The organism is Clostridium sp. ZS2-4, from assembly GCF_026719745.1.
Taxonomy (GTDB): domain Bacteria; phylum Bacillota; class Clostridia; order Clostridiales; family Clostridiaceae; genus Clostridium_H.
Window position 1 is genome coordinate 42824 of record NZ_JAPPRQ010000027.1, and the last position, 21028, is coordinate 63851.

The window sequence follows — 21028 nt, forward strand, 5'->3', positions numbered from 1 at the left end:
TTAAACTAATTTCCCCTCTCACTCTTTTTATTATTTCATTTTTTCTTTTATTATTTGCAGTGCCTTATTAAATTGAGGATCTGTATTTCTATCATAAGACTTCTTTAATAATTCCTCAGGATATTTTACTTCTATATTTGGTTTAATCCCTATATGATGTATATTTTCTCCATTTGGAGTATAATACTTTGAAGTAGTTACTTTTAAAGCTGTTCCATCTCCAAATCCATATTTTCTTTTATCTAAAACACTTTGAACTATTCCTTTTCCAAAAGTCTTTGTTCCCACTAAGGTTCCTAATTTATAATCTCTTACTGCTCCTGAAAAAATTTCTGAAGCACTAGCTGTCCCTCCATCAGTTAATACTACAAGAGGTACTCCTATCAAGTTTCCACCTTCTGAAAAGAATTTTTCTTCATTTCCATTTTTATCTTTAGTTGAAACTATCAATTTACCCTTTTGAAGAAAGTTCGATGTAACTTTATTACATTGAGTTAACCATCCACCTGGATTCTGTCTTAAGTCTAAAATTATACCTTTCATTCCTTGTTTTTTCAGCTTCGAAGTTTCTTTATCAAATTGATCTGCTGTATGTTCATCAAAGGTTGTAATTTGAATATATGCTATTTTTTCATCTAACATTTCTCCTTTAACCGTAGTTAAAGTTATAACATCTCTTTTTACTTTTATATCACGCGGTTGCTCATTTCCTCTCCTTACAGTAAGCACCACATAAGTATTTTTCTCACCTTTAATCATTGAAATAGCTTTATCTACTTCCTTACCTGATACTTGATTACTATTAACCTTTTCAATTATATCTCCTGTCATTATCCCAACCTTCTTTGCAGGTGAATCCTCAAAAGGTGCTACAACCACTATTTTATTATCCTTTACGTCTATCTGTATTCCAATTCCCACGTAATTCCCTTCAGTTTGAACATTAAAATTCTTATAATCTTCTTGGTTCATATATATTGTATATGGATCATTTAAACTTTCAGTCATACCTTTTATTGCTCCATTTACCAAAGCTTCTTCATCAATTTTTCCATCATAATATTTTTCAAGATTATCTTTGATAATAAACATTTTGTTAAATTTGGAAATTTCATCATAAGTTTGTTTACTTATTCTCATCGTACCTTTAATGGGTACTCTTGTTGCTGCAATAAAGGTTGTTAAATTGGTTAAAATAACTATTACAGCAACTATTAAAATCTTTGGATTTTTTTTGCTATTATCTTTTGATTTGTTTTTATTGTAATCATTATTTATTTCTTTATGATCCACTTTTTTCACCTCTTTATTCCACGTTACTTATATTGTTACGTTAGCAACGCTATATTTATACCTTTTTTAAATAAATATTAAGGCTGGATTTGTAAATGCCAGCCTTAAACTATCAATATTTAATTATACTCTTAAAAACTTTCTAATAGATATTATGCTTCCTATTCCACCAATAATTATTCCAGATAAAACAAATATCCACAATACACTCCCTAGCACATAGACAGGCGATACTAGATTCAACATGGTCATAGCTCCTGAAATTTTTTGATAAACAAATTTATATCCATAATTAAGAAAAATACATGAAACAAAAGAACCTATTAACCCTATAATTATACCTTCTATTATAAACGGCCATCTTATAAAGCTATCCGTTGCTCCAACAAATTTCATTATTCCTATTTCTTTCTTTCTTGAGTACACTGCCAGCTTAATAGTATTGCCTATTAAAAGTAATGAAATTGGTATTAAAATTACTAAAGCAACACTTCCAAGCCATTTGACTCCCTTAGTAAAAGAATCAATTATATCAACTAACTCTCTGTTAGCTCTAACTTCTTCTACCCCTGTCTTATTTTTCACTTTATTAACTACATTTTCAACTATGTCAGAACTTTTAACTTTTACAATATAAGACTCTGGAAGATTTTTTTTATCAAATCCTATAAGCAAATTTTTATTTTCTTCACCAAGCAGTTCCTTATATTTTTGCAAAGCTTCTTCTTTTGTTTGAAAAGTAACTGTAACAATTCCATCTATATTCTTAATAGCTTCTTCAATCCCACTCTTATCGTTTTGACTGGCTCCTTCTTTTAAAAACACTTGAACTTCCAACTTTGATCCAATATTTTTTACAATTTTATTTACATTCAACATGGTGATTATGAATATTCCAAACATAAAAAGTGTCAATGAAACTGTAATAATGGATGCTATACTTAAGGTTTTATTTCTTTTTAAACTTTTTAAAGCATCAATTGAAAAATATCTTAATGTACTAATCTTCATAACCATATCTTCCTCTCTGCTCATCTCTTACTATTACGCCTTTTTCGATAGCTATAACTCTTTTTTTCATATCATCAACTATGCGCTTATCATGAGTTGCCATAATAATGGTAGTTCCTGCACGATTAATATCATTTAAAATCTTCATAATTTCAATTGATGTATCTGGATCCAAATTTCCTGTAGGTTCGTCTGCAATAAGCATAGAAGGGTTATTTACTATTGCTCTTGCAAGTGCAACTCTCTGTTGTTCTCCTCCTGAAAGTTCATTAGGAAAACACTTATATTTCTTTGATAGTCCAACCATAGCTAAAACCATTGGAACTCTTTTTCTTATCTCTTTTTGATTCGCTTCTACAACTCTCATTGCAAACGCAACATTTTCATATACATTCAGGGTAGGTATCAGCCTAAAATCTTGAAACACCATGCCAATTTTTCTTCTATAATAAGGAATTTCTTTCCTTTTTATCTTAGATATATCTTCACCATTTACAATTATTCTTCCAGTTGTGGGCTCGATTTCTTTGAAAAGAAGTTTAATAAATGTAGACTTACCGGCTCCACTTGTTCCTACAAGGAAAACAAACTCTCCTCTATCTATATCCAAATTCATATTAGAAAGGGCAATAACGTTATTTTCGTATATCTTAGTTGCATTCTTAAATTCTATCATGTTATAACTTTCTCCTATTCCAATTTTCTTTATCAATTGACATTCTAATTAGTATTATAACATAATATTCGTAAATATTAATGAAAGATTTATGAATATTTCTTTTATTCTTCTATAATATCTTTAAATCCTTCTCCTAAAACTTCATGAGCTTCACTTACTGTAATAAATGCCCTTTTATCTATTTCCTTTATGTAATTTTTTAAATTAATAAACTGTTTTCTGTCTAATACAGTATACAAAACCTCTCTATTTTTTCCACTGTATGCACCTTTTGCTTCAAATATTGTACATCCTCTTTCCAATTCTTCAATTATATACTTATTAATCAAATCATTTTTACTGCTTACAACCATTACGGATTTACATTTATTTAATCCTTGAATAACAGAATCTATTATCATTCCATTAAGAATTACTGCCAATAATGCATACATCCCCAGTTCCGGTGAAAAAGTAATTGCCGCTGCAATAGTTACAATAAAATCAACAATAAGCAGTGCTTTTCCAATATCCAAATGCACAAATTTATTTAATATCTTAGCTAAAATATCTGTACCACCTGTAGATGCATTCTGATTAAAAACTATTCCCATTCCAATTCCAGAAAAAAATGTACCAAATAAGGTTGCCAGAAGCAAATCATTTGTAATAGCTACTGTAGGCTGGATTATTTTATCCATAAAAGATAATGAAAGTGATAATCCTAAGCTGGAGTATATTGTTTTTGCCCCAAATTTTCCTCCTATAACTATAAATGCAATAATGAATAATATTACATTCATAATAAGCATCAATATTCCTACCTCTGCCCAAGGAATAAAATGATTAATTATTATAGCTATACCAGTAACCCCACCTGCCGCAATCTTATTAGGTGCTAAAAAAAACTTCGTTGCTAATGCTACTATCAAAAATCCTATAGTAATCCAAAAATATTCTTTAACCCTCTTATCCATAACTCTACCCCACTTCTACAAATCCATTTTAATTAATGAAAAATACTATGTATATCCTGACTCTCACTTAGTTTTCCACAGACCATATAATATATCCAAATTTTATGATCTATTATTTATTTTTCTAGCAAACAAAATACCTTATAAACCAAAAGGAAGGAGTGAAATTTAACAAAATTTAACTCCTTCCCTATCAACAGCTTAACCTACTTATTTTATTTAAGTGCAATTCCTTTTTTAACAGCTTTAACTATATCATCAGCAGTTAATCCATAAGCTTTTAATAATTCATCTGGTTTTCCACTTTCACCAAAAACATCCTTAACTCCAACTCTTACCACTGGTACAGGATAATTTTCACTTAAAGCTTCACATACTGCTGAACCTAATCCACCAATTATGCTGTGTTCTTCTGCAGTTATTACTACTCCTGCTTCTCTTGCAGCCTCTGTTATTACGTTTACATCTAGTGGTTTAATAGTATGTACGTTAATAACCTTAACTTTTATTCCCTCTTCAGCAAGAGTATTGTACGCTTCAAGAGCAGCATCTACCATAATTCCTGTTGCAATTATTGCAGCATCCTTTCCTTCTCTTAAAGTTATAGCTTTTCCTAGTTCAAATTTGTATTCTGGATTATCATTTATAACTGGAACACCTAATCTTCCAAGTCTTACATAGCATGGTCCATTATATTCAGCAATAGCTCTTATAGCTGCTTCAGTTTCAACAGCATCACTTGGATTTATTACTGTCATGTTTGGTATACTTCTCATTAAAGCTATATCTTCTATAGCTTGGTGTGATGCTCCATCTTCACCAACTGTAATTCCAGCATGTGTTGCACATACCTTTACATTTAATTTTGGATAACAAATTGTATTTCTTATTTGTTCAAAAGCTCTTCCTGCTGCGAAGATTGCAAAAGTACTAGCAAATGGTATCTTACCACAAGTCGATAACCCTCCAGCAACTGCCATCATGTTTGCTTCTGCTATTCCCATGTTTATAAATCTTTCTGGACAAACTTTCTTAAAATCTGCTGTTTTAGTTGATTTTGATAAATCTGCATCTAATACAACAATATTTTCATTCTCCTGTCCTAATTGTGCCAAAGTCTTTCCGTAAGCTTCTCTAGTAGCAATCTTATTAGCCATTATTCCTCACCTCCGATTTCTTTTAACGCTTGCTCACACTGTTCTCTATTAGGTGTAGAACCATGCCAACCTGCTTCATTTTCCATAAAAGATACCCCTTTACCTTTTACAGTTTTGCAAACTATCATTGTAGGTTTCCCTTTTGTAGCTTTAGCTTCAGCAATTGCATTTATTAAAGCTGCAAAATCGTGTCCATCTACATTTATTACATGCCATCCGAAAGCCTTGAATTTTTCATCTACTGGACCTGGATTTAATACATCCTTTACGTTTCCATCTATTTGTAATCCATTATTATCTAAGAAAGCAGTTAGATTATCTAATTTATAATGTGCTGCTGCCATAGATGCTTCCCATACTTGTCCTTCTTGTAATTCTCCATCTCCAAGTAATGCATATACTCTATAATCTTTTTTATCCAATTTGCCTGCCATAGCCATACCTACAGCTGCTGAAATTCCTTGTCCTAATGAACCTGTTGACATATCAACTCCTGGAACATAATTCATATTAGGATGCCCTTGAAGCATAGAACCTTTTTTTCTTAATTTCATTAATTCATCCTTATTAAAGAAACCTTTTTCAGCTAATACACTATATAAAACTGGTGCAGCATGACCTTTTGAAAGAACAAATCTATCTCTATTTGGATCTTGATGATTCTCAATATTTACATTCATTTCATTAAAATATAATGTAGTTAAAATTTCAACTGCTGATAATGATCCACCTGGATGTCCTGAACCAGATTCTGTTAACATGGTTACGATGTCTTTTCTAACTTGTTTTGCTATCGCACTGAGATTCTGTATATCTTTTTCCATTTTTAACGCCTCCCTTTCTTTCTCCTTATATATTATATCAATTTTTCTACAAAAATACACTAAAAAAAGGGTAATAATTACCCTTTTCTTTATAACCCAACACTTATTAAAAGTGCTTCATCAACTTTTCTCATATCTTTCTCCGACATATGACCAATTTTTTCTTTTAATCTCTTTTTATCTAAAGTTCTAATCTGTTCCAATAAAACAACTGAATCCTTATTCAGACCATATTCTTCAGAAGATATTTCTACATGGGTTGGTAACTTTGCCTTATTTATCTGAGAAGTAATTGCAGAAACAATTACTGTAGGACTGTATTTGTTACCTACATTATTCTGAATAATAAGTACTGGTCTTACTCCACCCTGTTCTGAACCAACAACTGGGCTTAAATCAGCATAAAATATATCTCCTCTTTTCACTACCATTGTCATCAGGCAAATCACTCTCCGCAAGCTTGGCTTCATATTCTTTTAATTGTGACATATCCTCAACAAAGCCCATTTCACTTATGTCTAAATTAATTTGCGCCATTTCTATATATCCTTTTTTTATTTCATCTATTTTACTTAATTTTTTTTTATCCTCAATATATAGTATTAATGTATCCTTAATAAATTCACTCTTTTTTTTGTATTTTTTCTTAAAATTTCTTCTAAACTCTTCATTAAGTTCTTTACACAGGTTAGTCATTGATTTCTTTGAGCTTGACATAGAGTTATTAATACCTCCTAAATTAGCATAAAGCATGCATATATGTACATATCATAATTATAGTTTAATATTTGTCAAATTGTCAAAGAAAAACCCTGTTTTGTTCTAAAGTTTTTCATATGTAATTATATCTAATATATTTATATTTTACACATAATTCCTTATCTTAACAACTTCTCCATCTTTTATGTATACCCTTGGAACTCTTTTACTTATGGCACAAACCACTTCATAATTAATTGTATCTATTATTTCAGCTATATCATCAGCATCAAATTTTATTTTATTCATCTTACCTATAAGTACAACTTCATCACCTACTTTAACTTGTGAAGATATATCACTAATATCTACCATACATTGATCCATACAGATATTTCCAACAATAGGTGCAAATTGATCTTTTAGCATTACTTTTCCTTTGTTAAACAAGGATCTTGTATAACCATCCGCATAACCTACCGGCAGAGTAGCAATTATGCTTTCCTTACAGCTTTTAAACTTTCTTCCATAACTTATATAATACCCTGATGGTACTTTTTTTATGTGGGCTATATTAGTCTTTAGTTCCATAACATTTCTTAACTCTATTTTTGTTTTGTCAACTTCTTGTGAAGGATAATACCCATATAAAATTATTCCTGGTCTTATAGCCTCAAAATGTGTTTCTGGCAAATCAATTATAGCGGCACTATTTGCTATATGTCTTGTTTTTATATCTATTCCCTTTTCTTTTAAAGAATCGTAAAAAACATTGAATTTATCTAATTGATACTTAGTATATTCTTTATCCTTTTCATCTGCTGTTGAAAAATGAGAAAATAGCCCTACTACAGATATATTAGGAAGATTGCTTATTTTATAAACCTCTTCTACACTTTCTTCATTTGGGAAAAATCCGATCCTTCCCATACCTGTATCTAATGCTATATGAATTCTAGCAACTTTATGTTTTTTCTCAGCAATTCTTGATAATTCTTTAGCATAATCATAGGAAAACACAGTTTGCTCAATATCATATTTCAATAAATCAGGTATAAGGCTTGGAGCTGTAAATCCTAAAATTATTATAGGACAGTCTATTCCCCCTCTTCTTAGTTCAATTCCTTCACTTACTACCGCAACAGCAAGTTTATCTGCCCCATTTTCCAACAATACAGGAGCTATATCTAGTGCTCCATGTCCATAAGCATCAGCCTTTACTACTCCTATAACTTCTTTACTTTTTGAAAATTTTCTTATTTGCTGCATATTAAATGCTAAATTATCCAGATTAATTTCTGCCCATACAGGTCTTAAATGTTTAAACACGATTTCACCCTCCACTACAATAAAATCAAGCTTTAGTAGAAACTTGACCACACTATTCATTTGTATCTTTACTTTCAAAGATTTGTTTTTCTATCTTAAGATTTGGATTAAAATTTCTATAAATAAAGCTTATTACTTCATTACCTTTTATATCACAAATCACTACTTTTTCCGGAAGCTTATTTTCAAGGTTTACATACATAATTGCTTTGTCTAAATTCCTGTTATTACCAGGAATAATTAAGTGTATTAACTGATATTGTTTATCACATATAGTTTGTACAGAATATCTTATTTCTTCATCTGTATATAATAGTCCTATGTACTCCTGTAAAAAACTTAGCTTGTATACACTATCAAAATTTTTATCAGTTGTATATTCCATATGGTTATTTAAGTCACTTATTAATATATCATTTTTTTGGTATATTAATATTCTCTCATCACCTAATTCTAATCTATGTCCATATTTTTCATCATAGAACTGCTTGCATTCAAGTTTTATCTCTTGTTTGTCATTTTTAAGATGTATATCCAGATCACAAGCATAGCTATGTAGATCTTTTAAGAATTGTACCACTTTATCAGGATTAGCTTTCTTTTTAACGCATCCACACATTCCAACCAATATTAAAATTCCTATAGTGAATAGTACTGCTAATTTTCTCCTCATAAGCTCCTCCAAAACAAACTTTATATTACTAATACTATTCTCTACTTTATCTCAATATTCTCAAACTCTTTAAAATTCTTATTTTCTACTTAATTCCTACGATTGAAGTTCTTTAATTACAAAAGGCAGTTCCTCTAAAACATGCTGTGCATTTACACAAAACATATTCTCTGATAATTTATCTCCACATGCCCCATGCACATATGCTGCCATATACGTCGCCTTAAAAGGGTCAAGTCCTTGTCCAATGAAAGATGCAATTACTCCCGTCAAGCAATCCCCCATTCCCCCTGATGCCATACCACTATTGCCCGTTGTATTTACTATTGTGGTCTCACCATCAGTAATTATAGTATTGTATCCTTTTAGAAGTAAAATTACACCATATTCCTTTGCAAATTGCTTAGCAATCTGTATTTTATTCTTCTCTATTTTTTCTATAGAAATATTTGTAATTCTAGACATTTCACCTAAATGCGGAGTCAAAATCACTTTTTCTTTCTTATTCTTTAGCAAATGCAAGTTATCCTTTAACACATTTATACCATCTGCATCTATAACTAAAGGACACTCCGTAAGCTTTAACGTATCAGTAACAATTTTTAAAGTACCTTCATTATTTCCCATACCAGGACCTATAGCTATAACATTACTTTTCTTCAGAATTTCGTTTAGCTTTTCCTTATCCTTATACGAAACCGTCATAGCTTCAGTGAATTTATTGCTAATAATCTGCTGAACAGCTTCTGAACAGCATAAAGTAACAAGACCAGCTCCACTTCGTACTGCAGCCTGAGTAGTTATATAAGCTGCTCCCACAAAACCTCTTGAACCAGCAATAACTGCTACTCTTCCAAATTTACCTTTATGAGAATATTTATCTCTACGAAGCATACCATTCTTTATATCTTCATTTTGTATTATATAATCCCTGATTTCAAATTTATCAGCAGCAAATTCAGGAATTCCTATTTCTTCAAGGATAATTTCTCCAGTTAAATTATGTGCTTCATATTTTAAAAATCCTCTTTTATAAAATTGAAAAGATATAGTTTTATCTGCTTTAACTGCCGCTCCTAAAATTTCTCCAGTATTAGCATTAAGTCCTGATGGTATATCTATTGACACCACATATTTGCTACTTATATTTATAATGGAAATCACAATTCCATATATATCCTTTACTTCTCTTGAAAGTCCAGTACCAAATATAGCATCAACAATCACTTCACTTCTGTTTATTGCATTTCTAAGCTCATCTACATCTCCAATATTTTTTATAAAATTCACATTAACTCCCATATTTAACAGGACATTATAATTTACTCTGGAATCTTGACTTAGTGACTCTTCTTCTCCTATTAGAAATATATCTACTTTCTTTTTAAGTACCCATAAGTGCCTTGCAAGAGCTAAACCATCTCCTCCATTATTTCCACTACCGCATATAACAACAAAACAATTATCTCTATGTATATCTAAATTTTTCAGCACCTTTAAGGCAGCATTTTCCATCAGAACTATACTTGGTATTTTCAAATTTTCTATACAAAACTTATCAATTTGCCTCATTTCCTGAGATGTTACTATTCTCATCATCATAAACCTCCAAAATTGCATAAGCTATAGCATTTTCTCTACTGTGAGATATACTTAAATGTATTTTATATTTTCCCCATTTTTTATCCATCTTTTTAACTTTGCCTTTTAATAAAACAATAGGTTTTCCCAACGTAGTTCTATCGATTTCTATATCTTTAAAATCAAAACCCCTGAAACCCGTTCCTAATGCTTTGGCTACTGCTTCCTTTGCTGCAAACCTGCCAGCAACAGATTCTGCTCTCATATTTCTACTTTGTAAATACTCAATTTCATTTTTACTAAACAATTTATTTATAAAATTAGCATTTCTCTCCATGGCTCTTTTAATTCTACTTATCTCAATTATATCCACACCTATACCTTGTATCACTGTAAACCACCCCTGATCTTAAAATCAAATATATTTAAACATAACTATTTTAATTTTACACCTAAAATATATTTTTATAAACAAAAAAGGAGGTAATCCTCCTTTAGCAAATATATATATCTTTTAATACTTCATCAAAATCAGTTATGTAATTATCTATGTATTCCCCTAAAACCTCTAAAAGATGAATTGGTGAAACAGTGTTATCATAAAGTAGCTTTACCAAATTATGAACTTTATGTCTATGTGGACTTATGCATTTAACAAAATTTCTTTCAATATTTACAATTTTACCTTCAACTACATCTTGTCTTTCTACTTCAATTCCATAAGATTGTATTTCTAATTTATTACATTCTGAAAAGATAACTTTGTCCTTAATCACTCTATAGGAGTAATTGTGCTCTGCACCTTCACATGTTTCACTTTTATATAAATTTTCTACTATTACCATTGTGTTATCCCCCCTGTAACCTTCCTTTGATAATTATAATATCATCTTTTACTTGTGAAACATGTCAATTTATAATATATATATTTTGAAACTTATCTTTCCTTTATGACAACAATATACCTTAATCTTCTTAGCGCTTACTATATATTCCATTTATACAAACCAGCAATTGGAATATATATAGGTATTTGTCGAACAATCACATATTTTGAGAAAAAATTATTTGGCTTATACTTAATGTGAATACTTCTTTTTCAATTGCTAGATACCTGCACGCATCTTCCAATATAAGTAAAACACATACTATTATTGCTGTATCCATACCAGTATACTCTTCTAGTTTATATTTTTGTATGTATTTATTTTTAAGTTCCTTTTTACATTTTATTTCTTTATATAACTCATTTATAGTTTTATATAATATTGAATATGAAATCTTAACAAAATCTAACTTAGTCTTTTTATTTCCATTTTTAACTTCTTTTATTATCTTGTCTAAGGATATTCCTTTGTAATATTTCTCGATGGATACATTATAATTATCACTTATAAATCTTCCTAAAATATTTGCATCTATTAAAACAACTTCTCCTTCTGTATTAAATAATACACTAAATTCTATATCTTCCTTACCTTCTTTTTCAATTTCTTTCACAATTTCCTTTACTCTATAATTAAAAGCACTTGTAAAGTTAGAATCAAGGATAAAATATTCTAACTCTCTTGAACAAGCTACGGATAAAAAGTCTGTAAAACGTCTGTAAGTCTTTCTTAAATGATCCTCGTTTTTCACAACAACACCACCTTTACAGTATACTTTGTTATTTTGTGAAATTCAGCAAAAAATATACTCAATATAAGAAAAGTGCGAAGCACTTTTCAGTAGCCAGTGACCAGTAACCAGTAGCCAGAAAGAAAAAAGAATTAAAGAATTTAAATTGATAAAAATAGACATAAAAAAGAGCAAAAATATAGAAAATATCTATGTTCTTGCTCTTTTACTTATTTAAATTTAGGTTTTGCCTTAGCAAAACTTCCTTCACTGGTTACTGGTATCTGGGCACTGGTTACTAGAATAAAATTGCTTCACAATTTTATTCTATGCTGCAATTTTAATTTCAACTTTTTTCTTAGCAGCTACAAATCCTGCTAGAGCTAATACTGCTCCTATAACTCCTACTGGAGCTCCTATACTCATTGATAATTTAAATCCTTCTGGAGCAACTATTATATAAGTAATACATACAGCTGTCATAAATGTTGCTGGAATTGCTGCCATCCAGAAATTCTTTCCTTTATGCACTAAATACATTGCTGATGTCCAAAGTACAATTGTTGCTAAAGTTTGATTTGACCATCCAAAGTATCTCCATATAATTCCAAAATCGATTGTTGTTAAAATATAACCAATTATAAATAAAGGTATAGATATTACAAATCTGTTTTTTATTGAATCTTGTTTAAAATTTATTGAGTCCGCTATTGTAAGTCTTGCACTTCTAAAAGCTGTATCTCCTGAAGTTATAGGACATGCTACAACTCCCAATATTGCTAATGCTCCACCTACTTTTCCAAGTAAACTGTTACAGACTTGATTTACAACCCATCCAGCATTATTATTGTGTTCAGCCATAACCTTAGCTAATCCGTCAACTCCACCAAAGAACGTCATAGCTGCTGCTGCCCATATTAAAGCAACTATACCTTCTGATATCATTGATCCAAAGAATACTCGTCTTCCTTGACTTTCCTTTGTTATACATCTAGCCATAAGTGGTGATTGTGTTGCATGGAATCCTGAAATAGCACCACATGCAATTGTTATAAATAACATTGGGAAAACAGGGTATTTGTCAGGCTTAACGTGCATATTATATAGATTACCAGTTATTTCAGGTATATGATACCCGCCAATAATTAATGCTCCTGCAACACCTATCGCCATTATCAATAGACATATACCAAATATAGGATAAATTTTTCCTATTACCTTGTCCACAGGAACCATAGTAGCTATTAAGTAGTAAGCAAATATTACATATAAAAATGTTTGCTTACTTACAGAAGGAACTAACCCATTTAATATTCCAGCTGGACCACTAACGAATACAACACCTACAAGTACAAGTAGCACAACTGAAAAAACTCTCATAAATTGCTTAAATCCATTACCAAGATAAATTCCAACAACTTCTGGAACGCTTGCACCATCATGTCTTACAGATAACATTCCTGAAAAATAATCATGAACAGATCCTGCAAAAATACATCCAAATACAATCCATAGAAATGCTGCTGGTCCCCACATAGCACCTGCTATAGCACCAAAAATAGGTCCGAGACCTGCTATGTTTAAAAACTGAATTAAAAAAATCTTCCATTCTGGCATTGGAACAAAGTCAACACCATCTTCAAGCCTAATTGCTGGAGTTTCTATTTTGTCATTAGCTCCAAACAACTTTTCAACAACCTTACCATAAATAAAATATCCAATAATTAAAGCAACAATAGATAGTAAAAATGATACCATAATCTCACCCTCCTTAAACCTTTTTAATGCTTAATACTTGTCTACATTATACTTAACTTCCTTAATTATTGGTTTATGTACTACATGAAAGAACAAAAAAAGCACATAAAGTGCATCTATATGCCCATTATGTGCTTGAAATCGTTTATATTATTTCTGCTAACCGGTATTTCTTCATCTACCTCTTGAAGTTTCACCATGTAAGTATTGTTAAACCAAGGAATTATTTCAACTATCTTTTCCAAATTTACTATATATGATCTATGACTTTTGAAAAAATTATTTTTCGGCAGCTTTTTATAAAATTCAGATATACTGCAATTTTCTATAAATTTTTCTTCACTTGTATGAATAACAGTCTCTCTTTCACTAGCCTCACAATAACAGATATCACAAATGCTTATCACTCTAAGCTTATTATTATTTTTCAAAGTAATTTTATTATTAATGCATTTATCTACAAATTCAGTTTTTTCTAATCTCCTTAAGGTATTTACAATTCTCTCCTCAGAGTAAGGTTTTAAAATATAGTCAAAAGCTTCTATTTCAAAAGCATTTACTGCATATTCTTTATATGCTGTTATAAATACTATTATTATCTTTTTTTCAAAACTGTTTATTATTCTTCCTAATGCCATTCCATCTAACTTAGGCATATTTATATCTAAAAAAATAATATCTGGTTTGTTTTTTTCTATATATTCCAGTGCTTTTATGGAATCTTCAAATTCTGCCTCTATCCTTATATTACTGAGTTCATTAATAAAATACTTCAGCTCTTCTCTAGCAGGGTATTCATCATCAATAACAATACAGTTCATAAAATCATCCTTTCAACTGTTCAATAATAAAAGTGGTTTTAGTTCCTTTATTCAATCTTTCTATCTTAAGACCTCTTCCATAAATATGCTGCAATCTATCGTTAACATTAGAAATTCCAATTTTATTTTCTTTCATGCTTCCTTCATATACTTTGTCTATAATTTCTTGTGGAATTCCTATTCCATCATCCTCTATAACTATTTTAACTTTTTTGCTTTCAATCTCCTTTATTATAATTTTCACAGTCCCTTTTTTATCACCTTGTAATATTCCATGCTTTACTGAGTTTTCTACTATTGGTTGAATAATTAAGCTTGGTATTTTTATATCTAAATTGTTATCAATATCATAAATAACATTTAATTTATCTCCAAATCGTGCTTTTTCTACTTCTATGTAAGCTTTAACTTGTTCTATTTCTTTATATATATCCACAGGTTTATCTCCTGTTTCTAAATTATATCTTAAATATGTGGATAAGTTTATAATTAATTCCCTAGCTTTATTAGGATTTATTCTCACAAAAGAATTTATTGTATTTAATGTATTGAATAAAAAGTGCGGATTAATTTGAGCTTGAAGTGCTTTAATTTCAGCTTTATTAGCCATTTCTTTTAACTTACCTAATTTACTTATTTCTAATTGAGTTGATATTATCTGTGAAAGTCCTACTGCTAAATTTCTATTTCTAAAGGAAATAGCTTCTTCATTTCCATAATATATTTTTAATGAACCAATTATTTCTTCTCCATCTTTTAAGGGAGTAATAATAGCTGACTTTAGTGGACATTTTTCATGTGGACAATTAATTTCATCTGCATTTGTCAATTCTAAAATATCACCATTTTTTATAACCTTTTCTGTTGAACCTGTAAGTATTTTTTCCCCTTCAACATGATGCTCAGAACCAAGTCCTACATGAGCAAGTACATATTTTCTGTCTGTTATGGATACAGCATCAGCATTTATAGACTCTTTTATAATTTCACATATTTTTCCAAACGAATCATTACTTATATCTCTGAAATAAGGTAACGTCTTATTTGCTATTTCAAGAGCTATTTGTGCTTGTTTCGCTGCTATTTGTTCCTTTTCTTCAAAAATATTTTGAATTAATAATATTAGTATTGATATGCCCATTGCATTTGTAAATCCCATAGGTATATATATATTCTTAACTATTTTAACTGCTGTTGGAAAAGGTTTCGCCATAATAAGTATTAATAGCATTTCCAAGCTCTGCATTAACACCCCCCCTAAAAGTCCATATATCCATTTATTCTTATTATTAGACTTCCTATATAATATACCAGATACAATTCCTGAAATAATCGTTACTATAGAGCATGGAAGAGTGGTTATTCCTCCAAATCCTATAATAAATCTATGAACACCAGCTATGACACCTGCAACAGAACCTACAAAAGGACCACAAAGTATTCCTCCTGCCATAACACCAATCATCCTTGTATTTGCTATAGCTCCATTAATCTCTGTACCAATATAAGTACCTAATATGCCAAAACATCCAAAAATAATTGATAAGACAATCAACTCGCCCCTTCCAAATCTATCTTTCTGAATGATTTTTTTAAAACTTCTTGATTGGGTAATAATAAACGCAATGAATAAAATATAGCCTGCATTATTGATAAGATTCTTCAATAATTCAATCAATTATGTCACCTCCTCCTTCTTATTTATACTGTTACGGAATAAGAGCTGGGAAAAACATAGATGCTATAGTAATCAATGCAGCTGAAATTATTGCACCTACAGTAGCACAGAAAACTGATTTTTTAAAATCTAAATTTAAAAATGCAGCAACTGCACTTCCTGTCCATACTCCTGTTGTAGGAAGAGGTATGGCAATAAAGGTAATTAAACCTATTTCCTTATATTTCTCCATGTGTGCCGAATTCTTATTTATTTTCTTTTCTATAAACTCATTTATTTTGCTAAAGAATTTATACTTTTTCATCCACGAAAAAATTTTATTAAATAATAAAAGTATAAAAGGTACTGGAAGCATGCTCCCTAAAAAACTGATTAAAAATACTAAAGATGGATTCATATCATATCGAATAATTCCCATAGGAATTGCCAATCTTTGCTCAAATAACGGAACTGCTGAAAGTAAAAAAACTTTAAGTAAGTTACTCATACACCTTCTCCTTTTTCTTAGGTCAATAATATATTCTACGTTTCCTATATTATCATTTCTCTATAAAATAGTTAAGAGATTTATTGTTAATATTAAAATTTTCTTTTGCCAATAAATACCATAATCGAAATTGTTGCAAGTTCCTACTCATTTCTATATTTAAATTGAAGTTTTTCATCATGAAAACCCTCTCATTACGTTTTTTCCTCACAAACACTCGTATGTATAACGAAAATTTTCTTGCATTTCTGAATAAATTTAGCAGTTTTCTTTCAAAAAATAGTGACAAATTTTAAATATAAATTATAATAAAAATGTAGTATGAAATTTAACTATAATAATCAATTCAAAAACTTTCTAAATTTTTCTTATATATTTACAAATAATGTACTGTATGAATTGTTTATATAATAAACCTAAAATTAAAGGAGAAAGATTTATGAGTAATTTTAGTGTGTTTGATATAATTGGTCCTATAATGATAGGTCCATCCAGTTCTCACACTGCTGGTGCTGCAAGACTTGCTAAAGTAGCTGCCATTGTTGCTGGTAACAATATTAAAAAAGTAGAATTTTTATTACACGGATCATTTGCCCAAACCTACAAAGGTCACGGAACTGATAAGGCCTTAGTTGCAGGAATTTTAGGAATGAACCCATGGGATGAGAATTTAAGAAATTCCTTCTGTATTGCCAAAGAAAAATGTGTAGAATTTACATTTACAGAAACAGATTTAGGTGATGTTCATCCTAATACAGTTAAGTTTGTTATAACAAAAAAAGATGGAAAAATCACTAATATAGTAGGCTCTTCTATTGGTGGTGGAAATATAATTATATTTGATTTAGATGGACATTCTGTTGAATTTAGAGGAGATTATACTACTTTAATAACAGATCATAAAGATACACCTGGTGTTATATCAAAAATAACTACACTACTTTATGCTGAAGGTATTAATATCGGTTCAATGAAAGTTTACAGAACAAGCAAAGGCTCAACTGCAACCATGGCTCTTGAAACCGACAACGTAATATCTGAAGACATTATAGAAAAAATAAAATCAATATCTGAAATATATGATATGAAGGTTATTAATCCAATGGTGGAAGGAGATGCCTAATAAATGTTTGCTAATACTGGATTAGAGCTTTTGGAAGCTTGTAGAGAACAAAATTGTACACTATGGGAATATACATTAAAAGCCGAAGCAGAAAATTCTGGATTAAATGAAGAACAAGTATTTGAAAGAATGCGAAAAAGTCTTTATGTTATGCAGAATTCTGCAAATTATGCCCTTGAACATGAAGTTAAATCCGTAAGTGGATTAATAGGTGGAGACGCCCTTAAATTAAATAACTATGCTGAAAATGATAATACATTAACAGGAAAATTTATGGTTAAAGCTATGGCAAGAGCTATCTCATGTTCAGAAGTTAATGCAGCAATGGGGAAAATTGTAGCTTGCCCAACTGCCGGTTCCTGTGGTATTATGCCAGCTGCAATTATATCTGCTGGTGAAAAATTAAATAAATCAGAAAATGAATTAGTAAAAGCTTTATTTACTGCTTCTGGAATAGGAATGATAATAGCCAAAAATGCTACAGTAGCTGGTGCAGAAGGAGGATGTCAAGCTGAATGTGGTTCTGCTGCTGCTATGGCTTCAGCTGCTATAGTTGAAATGATGGGTGGAACAGTAGAACAAGCTCTTAATGCAGCAGCAATAGTAATAAAAAATATTTTGGGATTAGTTTGTGATCCCGTAGCTGGTTTAGTTGAAGTTCCATGTGCTAAAAGAAATGCCTCTGGAACTGTAAGTGCACTTACTACAGCAGATATGGTTATTAGCGGCATTAAAAGTAAAATTCCTTTCGATGAGATGGTTTGGGCTATGTATAAAGTTGGAAAACAACTTCCTTGTGAGCTTCGTGAAACAGCTTTGGGCGGCTGTGCTATTACTCCAACAGGTCTTAAATTAAAGAAAGAAGTTTTAGGAGAAGACTAAGAACAAAAACATATATTTTTCCATTTAAAAGTTGTAAATTCCTATACAATAAAAAAGAACCTAAAAAACTTTATTTCGCTAGTTTTTCAGGTTCTTTTTCTTCTCTTATACACAGCACAACAATGCTAGCTGACTGAAATCGAAAAATTCTACTATATTTCTCAATATTTTTTTGGAAATTTGTTGATTTAAAAGGATTATAAAGGAAAATGTAGAATTATATATTTTATGGTATATAAAGTAAAACATTCAAAAGATAAGCTTAGGAGAAGAGGTTAAAATGTATGACAATTAAACGAAAAATGATAATTAGTTATTTATTATTAATTGTATTTTCAGTAAGCATTTTAGGAGTTATAACAATCCAAAACTCAAGAAAAGTAGTTTTTAATGAAGTAACTGAAAAAAGTAGACGAATAACAGACTTAATTAATACCACCATTAGTGTTAGAAACGACTTACTTTCTAAGAAAGTATGGAGTGATTTACATTTTGCTGAAAAATTATTAGATAATTGTGGTAAATTAAAAATAGATAATTCCTACAAAATTCAAATAGGAAATTTTAGATTACCCTGTTTATATGCAGGAAATACTAATTTATCATTGAGTACTACTCTTATTGATGATATAAAAACATCAACAGATGCAGTAGCTTCAATATTCTTATTAAAGGATGAAAAACTTATAAGAATTTCTACTAATGTTATGAAAAATGGTAAAAGAGCTACTGGCACTTATATACCCAGCAGTTCTCCTGTATATAAAAGTATAACCAACAATAAACCATTTTACGGAAGAACTCCAGTAGAAGAAGATTGGTATATAACAGGATATAAACCCCTATTAGATAAAAATGGTACAATTATAGGCGCCATAGCACTAGGATATGCTGAATTAAATAATTTTTTAGAAAAAACTTTACTTGATATCAAAATCGGAGAAACAGGTTATGTATATATAATTAATTCTAAAGGTGATGTTCTCCTTCATCCAAATCTTAAAGGCGAAAATGCAACAGAACTTGATTTTTGTAAAAAAATAACAAAAAATAAAAATGGAATAATTAATTATACATTTAGTGGAGTTCATAAATTAGCAGCTTATAGATACTACGAACCATATACTTGGTATATTGTTACAACTGCTAATTATGATGATTTACAATCTTCATCCAAATCACTTTTATATACAACTATACTAGTTGGACTTTTAACTTTGTTAATAAGTACAATTTTAGCTATATTATTTGCAAATACAATAGTTAACCCTATCAATAAATTAAAAAATTGTATGGAAGTTGCTGGAAATGGAGATTTATTAGTTCAATGTGACATAAAGAGCAAGGATGAAATAGGTGTTCTTTCTCAAAGCTTTAATAACTTAATAAGAGAAAACAAACGATTACTAGAAGAAACAATTGAATATGATAGACTAAAGACTGAATTTTTTTCAAATGTATCTCATGAATTAAAAACTCCCTTAAATATAATTTTCTCTACAACTCAACTATTAGCTTTATATTGCCAAAACCATCACTCCAATCTTGAAATTACCCCAAAAGTAAATAACTATATAAATATTATGAAACAAAATTGCTATAGACTACTGAAATTAGTCAATAACTTAATTGACATTACAAAAATTGATTCTGGATTCATAAAATTGAATTTGAAAACTAATAATATCGTGGAAGTTATTGAAAATGTAACTTTATCTACTGTTGAATATGTTGAAAGTAAATCTAGAACAATTATATTTGATACTGATATAGAAGAAAAAATTATGGCTTTTGATCCCGAGAAAATAGAAAGAATAATCTTAAATCTTATTTCAAATGCAATTAAATTTACAAAACCACAAGACAAAATAGAAGTTACTATTTATGATAAAAAAGAAAGTATTATAATTTCTGTAAAGGATACAGGCATAGGTATACCTAAAGAAAAACAAGAAATAATTTTCGAAAGATTCAGACAAGCTTCTCCTCTTCTAAACCGAAATCATGAAGGAAGTGGTATAGGCTTATCCCTTGTAAAATCTTTAGTTGAAATGCATGATGGTAAAATTTCTTTAGACAGCGAATACGGAAAGGGAACTAAATTTATCATAGAATTACCAGTTAAACTTATTGCTCAAGAATACAACACTGAAATTGCAAATAGTTTTACATCACAAATTAATGTAGAAAAAATACTAATTGAATTCTCCGACATCTACTCTTAAGAATAAAATTGTGTAACAATTTTATTCTAGTAACCAGTCGCCAATCCCCAGTCCCCAGACAATGACGTTTTGCTAATGCAAAACTAAAATTAGAATAAAGTAAACTAGGCTTAAAATAGAAATGCTCTATCTTTAAGTCTAGTTTTTGTATTTTATTTAATTGTTTTTATCTTTTTTCTTTACTCTGGGGATTGGTGATTGGCGACTGGGGAATATAAGAATGTTGCATCGCAAC

Annotated in this window: 21 protein-coding genes; 3 read left to right on the forward strand and 18 right to left on the reverse strand. The window is 29.9% G+C overall.

The window, feature by feature from the left end; genetic code table 11:
- Positions 1–30 precede the first annotated feature (30 nt).
- The 18 genes from OIO11_RS04860 to OIO11_RS04945 form a co-directional block, all read right to left on the reverse strand.
- Positions 31–1293, reverse strand: coding sequence for a S41 family peptidase (locus OIO11_RS04860; protein ID WP_268070254.1), 1263 nt, complete (start codon positions 1291–1293; stop codon positions 31–33).
- Positions 1294–1416: 123 nt separating this feature from the next.
- Positions 1417–2304, reverse strand: coding sequence for a permease-like cell division protein FtsX (gene ftsX / locus OIO11_RS04865; protein WP_268070256.1), 888 nt, complete (start codon positions 2302–2304; stop codon positions 1417–1419).
- Positions 2294–2980, reverse strand: coding sequence for a cell division ATP-binding protein FtsE (gene ftsE, locus OIO11_RS04870; RefSeq protein ID WP_268070258.1), 687 nt, complete (start codon positions 2978–2980; stop codon positions 2294–2296). The genes ftsX and ftsE overlap by 11 nt, the downstream gene beginning before the upstream one ends.
- Positions 2981–3084: 104 nt before the next feature.
- Positions 3085–3939, reverse strand: coding sequence for a YitT family protein (locus OIO11_RS04875; protein ID WP_268070260.1), 855 nt, complete (start codon positions 3937–3939; stop codon positions 3085–3087).
- Positions 3940–4154: 215 nt separating this feature from the next.
- Positions 4155–5096 (reverse strand): transketolase family protein, encoded by a 942-nt coding sequence (locus OIO11_RS04880; RefSeq protein ID WP_268070262.1) that lies wholly within the window; start codon positions 5094–5096, stop codon positions 4155–4157.
- A complete protein-coding gene (locus OIO11_RS04885; RefSeq protein ID WP_268070264.1) occupies positions 5096–5920 on the reverse strand; it encodes a transketolase in 825 nt (274 codons plus the stop codon). Before OIO11_RS04885 ends, OIO11_RS04880 begins: the two co-directional genes overlap by 1 nt.
- A gap of 89 nt (positions 5921–6009) precedes the next feature.
- A complete protein-coding gene (locus tag OIO11_RS04890) occupies positions 6010–6357 on the reverse strand; it encodes a type II toxin-antitoxin system PemK/MazF family toxin (protein ID WP_326497920.1) in 348 nt (115 codons plus the stop codon).
- Positions 6317–6637, reverse strand: coding sequence for a CopG family transcriptional regulator (locus tag OIO11_RS04895; RefSeq protein ID WP_268070268.1), 321 nt, complete (start codon positions 6635–6637; stop codon positions 6317–6319). The genes OIO11_RS04890 and OIO11_RS04895 overlap by 41 nt, the downstream gene beginning before the upstream one ends.
- A gap of 147 nt (positions 6638–6784) precedes the next feature.
- On the reverse strand, positions 6785–7948 hold the full coding sequence (alr, locus tag OIO11_RS04900; RefSeq protein WP_268070270.1) for an alanine racemase: 1164 nt from the start codon (positions 7946–7948) through the stop codon (positions 6785–6787).
- Between the two features lie 52 nt (positions 7949–8000).
- Positions 8001–8621: a germination lipoprotein GerS-related protein gene (locus OIO11_RS04905; protein ID WP_268070272.1), complete on the reverse strand. Its 621-nt coding sequence runs from the start codon at positions 8619–8621 to the stop codon at positions 8001–8003.
- Between the two features lie 96 nt (positions 8622–8717).
- Positions 8718–10217: an NAD(P)H-hydrate dehydratase gene (locus OIO11_RS04910; RefSeq protein WP_268070273.1), complete on the reverse strand. Its 1500-nt coding sequence runs from the start codon at positions 10215–10217 to the stop codon at positions 8718–8720.
- The gene (locus OIO11_RS04915) at positions 10180–10593 is read right to left on the reverse strand and encodes a holo-ACP synthase (protein ID WP_268070274.1); all 414 of its coding nucleotides are present in this window, start codon (positions 10591–10593) and stop codon (positions 10180–10182) included. Before OIO11_RS04915 ends, OIO11_RS04910 begins: the two co-directional genes overlap by 38 nt.
- A 103-nt stretch (positions 10594–10696) precedes the next feature.
- Positions 10697–11047, reverse strand: a complete 351-nt coding sequence (locus OIO11_RS04920; protein WP_268070276.1) for a DUF6514 family protein — start codon at positions 11045–11047, stop codon at positions 10697–10699.
- Between the two features lie 199 nt (positions 11048–11246).
- The gene (locus tag OIO11_RS04925) at positions 11247–11840 is read right to left on the reverse strand and encodes a hypothetical protein (protein ID WP_268070278.1); all 594 of its coding nucleotides are present in this window, start codon (positions 11838–11840) and stop codon (positions 11247–11249) included.
- Positions 11841–12146: 306 nt separating this feature from the next.
- The gene (locus OIO11_RS04930) at positions 12147–13577 is read right to left on the reverse strand and encodes a carbon starvation CstA family protein (protein ID WP_268070280.1); all 1431 of its coding nucleotides are present in this window, start codon (positions 13575–13577) and stop codon (positions 12147–12149) included.
- Between the two features lie 116 nt (positions 13578–13693).
- Entirely contained in the window at positions 13694–14398 is a 705-nt protein-coding gene (locus tag OIO11_RS04935; RefSeq protein ID WP_268070282.1) for a LytR/AlgR family response regulator transcription factor, read from the reverse strand.
- Between the two features lie 4 nt (positions 14399–14402).
- A complete protein-coding gene (locus OIO11_RS04940; protein WP_268070283.1) occupies positions 14403–16076 on the reverse strand; it encodes a sensor histidine kinase in 1674 nt (557 codons plus the stop codon).
- Positions 16077–16107: 31 nt separating this feature from the next.
- Positions 16108–16563 carry a COG2426 family protein gene (locus OIO11_RS04945; RefSeq protein WP_268070284.1) on the reverse strand — a complete coding sequence of 152 codons (456 nt, stop codon included), beginning with the start codon at positions 16561–16563 and terminating at the stop codon, positions 16108–16110.
- Between the two features lie 439 nt (positions 16564–17002).
- On the opposite strand from OIO11_RS04945, the gene sdaAB reads away from it, so the two are divergent.
- The 3 genes from sdaAB (at position 17003) to OIO11_RS04960 (ending at position 20793) form a co-directional block, all read left to right on the forward strand.
- Positions 17003–17686, forward strand: a complete 684-nt coding sequence (gene sdaAB / locus OIO11_RS04950; RefSeq protein WP_268070285.1) for an L-serine ammonia-lyase, iron-sulfur-dependent subunit beta — start codon at positions 17003–17005, stop codon at positions 17684–17686.
- Positions 17687–17689: 3 nt separating this feature from the next.
- Complete coding sequence (gene sdaAA / locus OIO11_RS04955) at positions 17690–18568, forward strand: L-serine ammonia-lyase, iron-sulfur-dependent, subunit alpha (RefSeq protein ID WP_268070287.1); 879 nt, start codon at positions 17690–17692, stop codon at positions 18566–18568.
- 284 nt (positions 18569–18852) lie between these two features.
- A complete protein-coding gene (locus OIO11_RS04960; protein WP_268070289.1) occupies positions 18853–20793 on the forward strand; it encodes a Cache 3/Cache 2 fusion domain-containing protein in 1941 nt (646 codons plus the stop codon).
- Positions 20794–21028 lie beyond the last annotated feature (235 nt).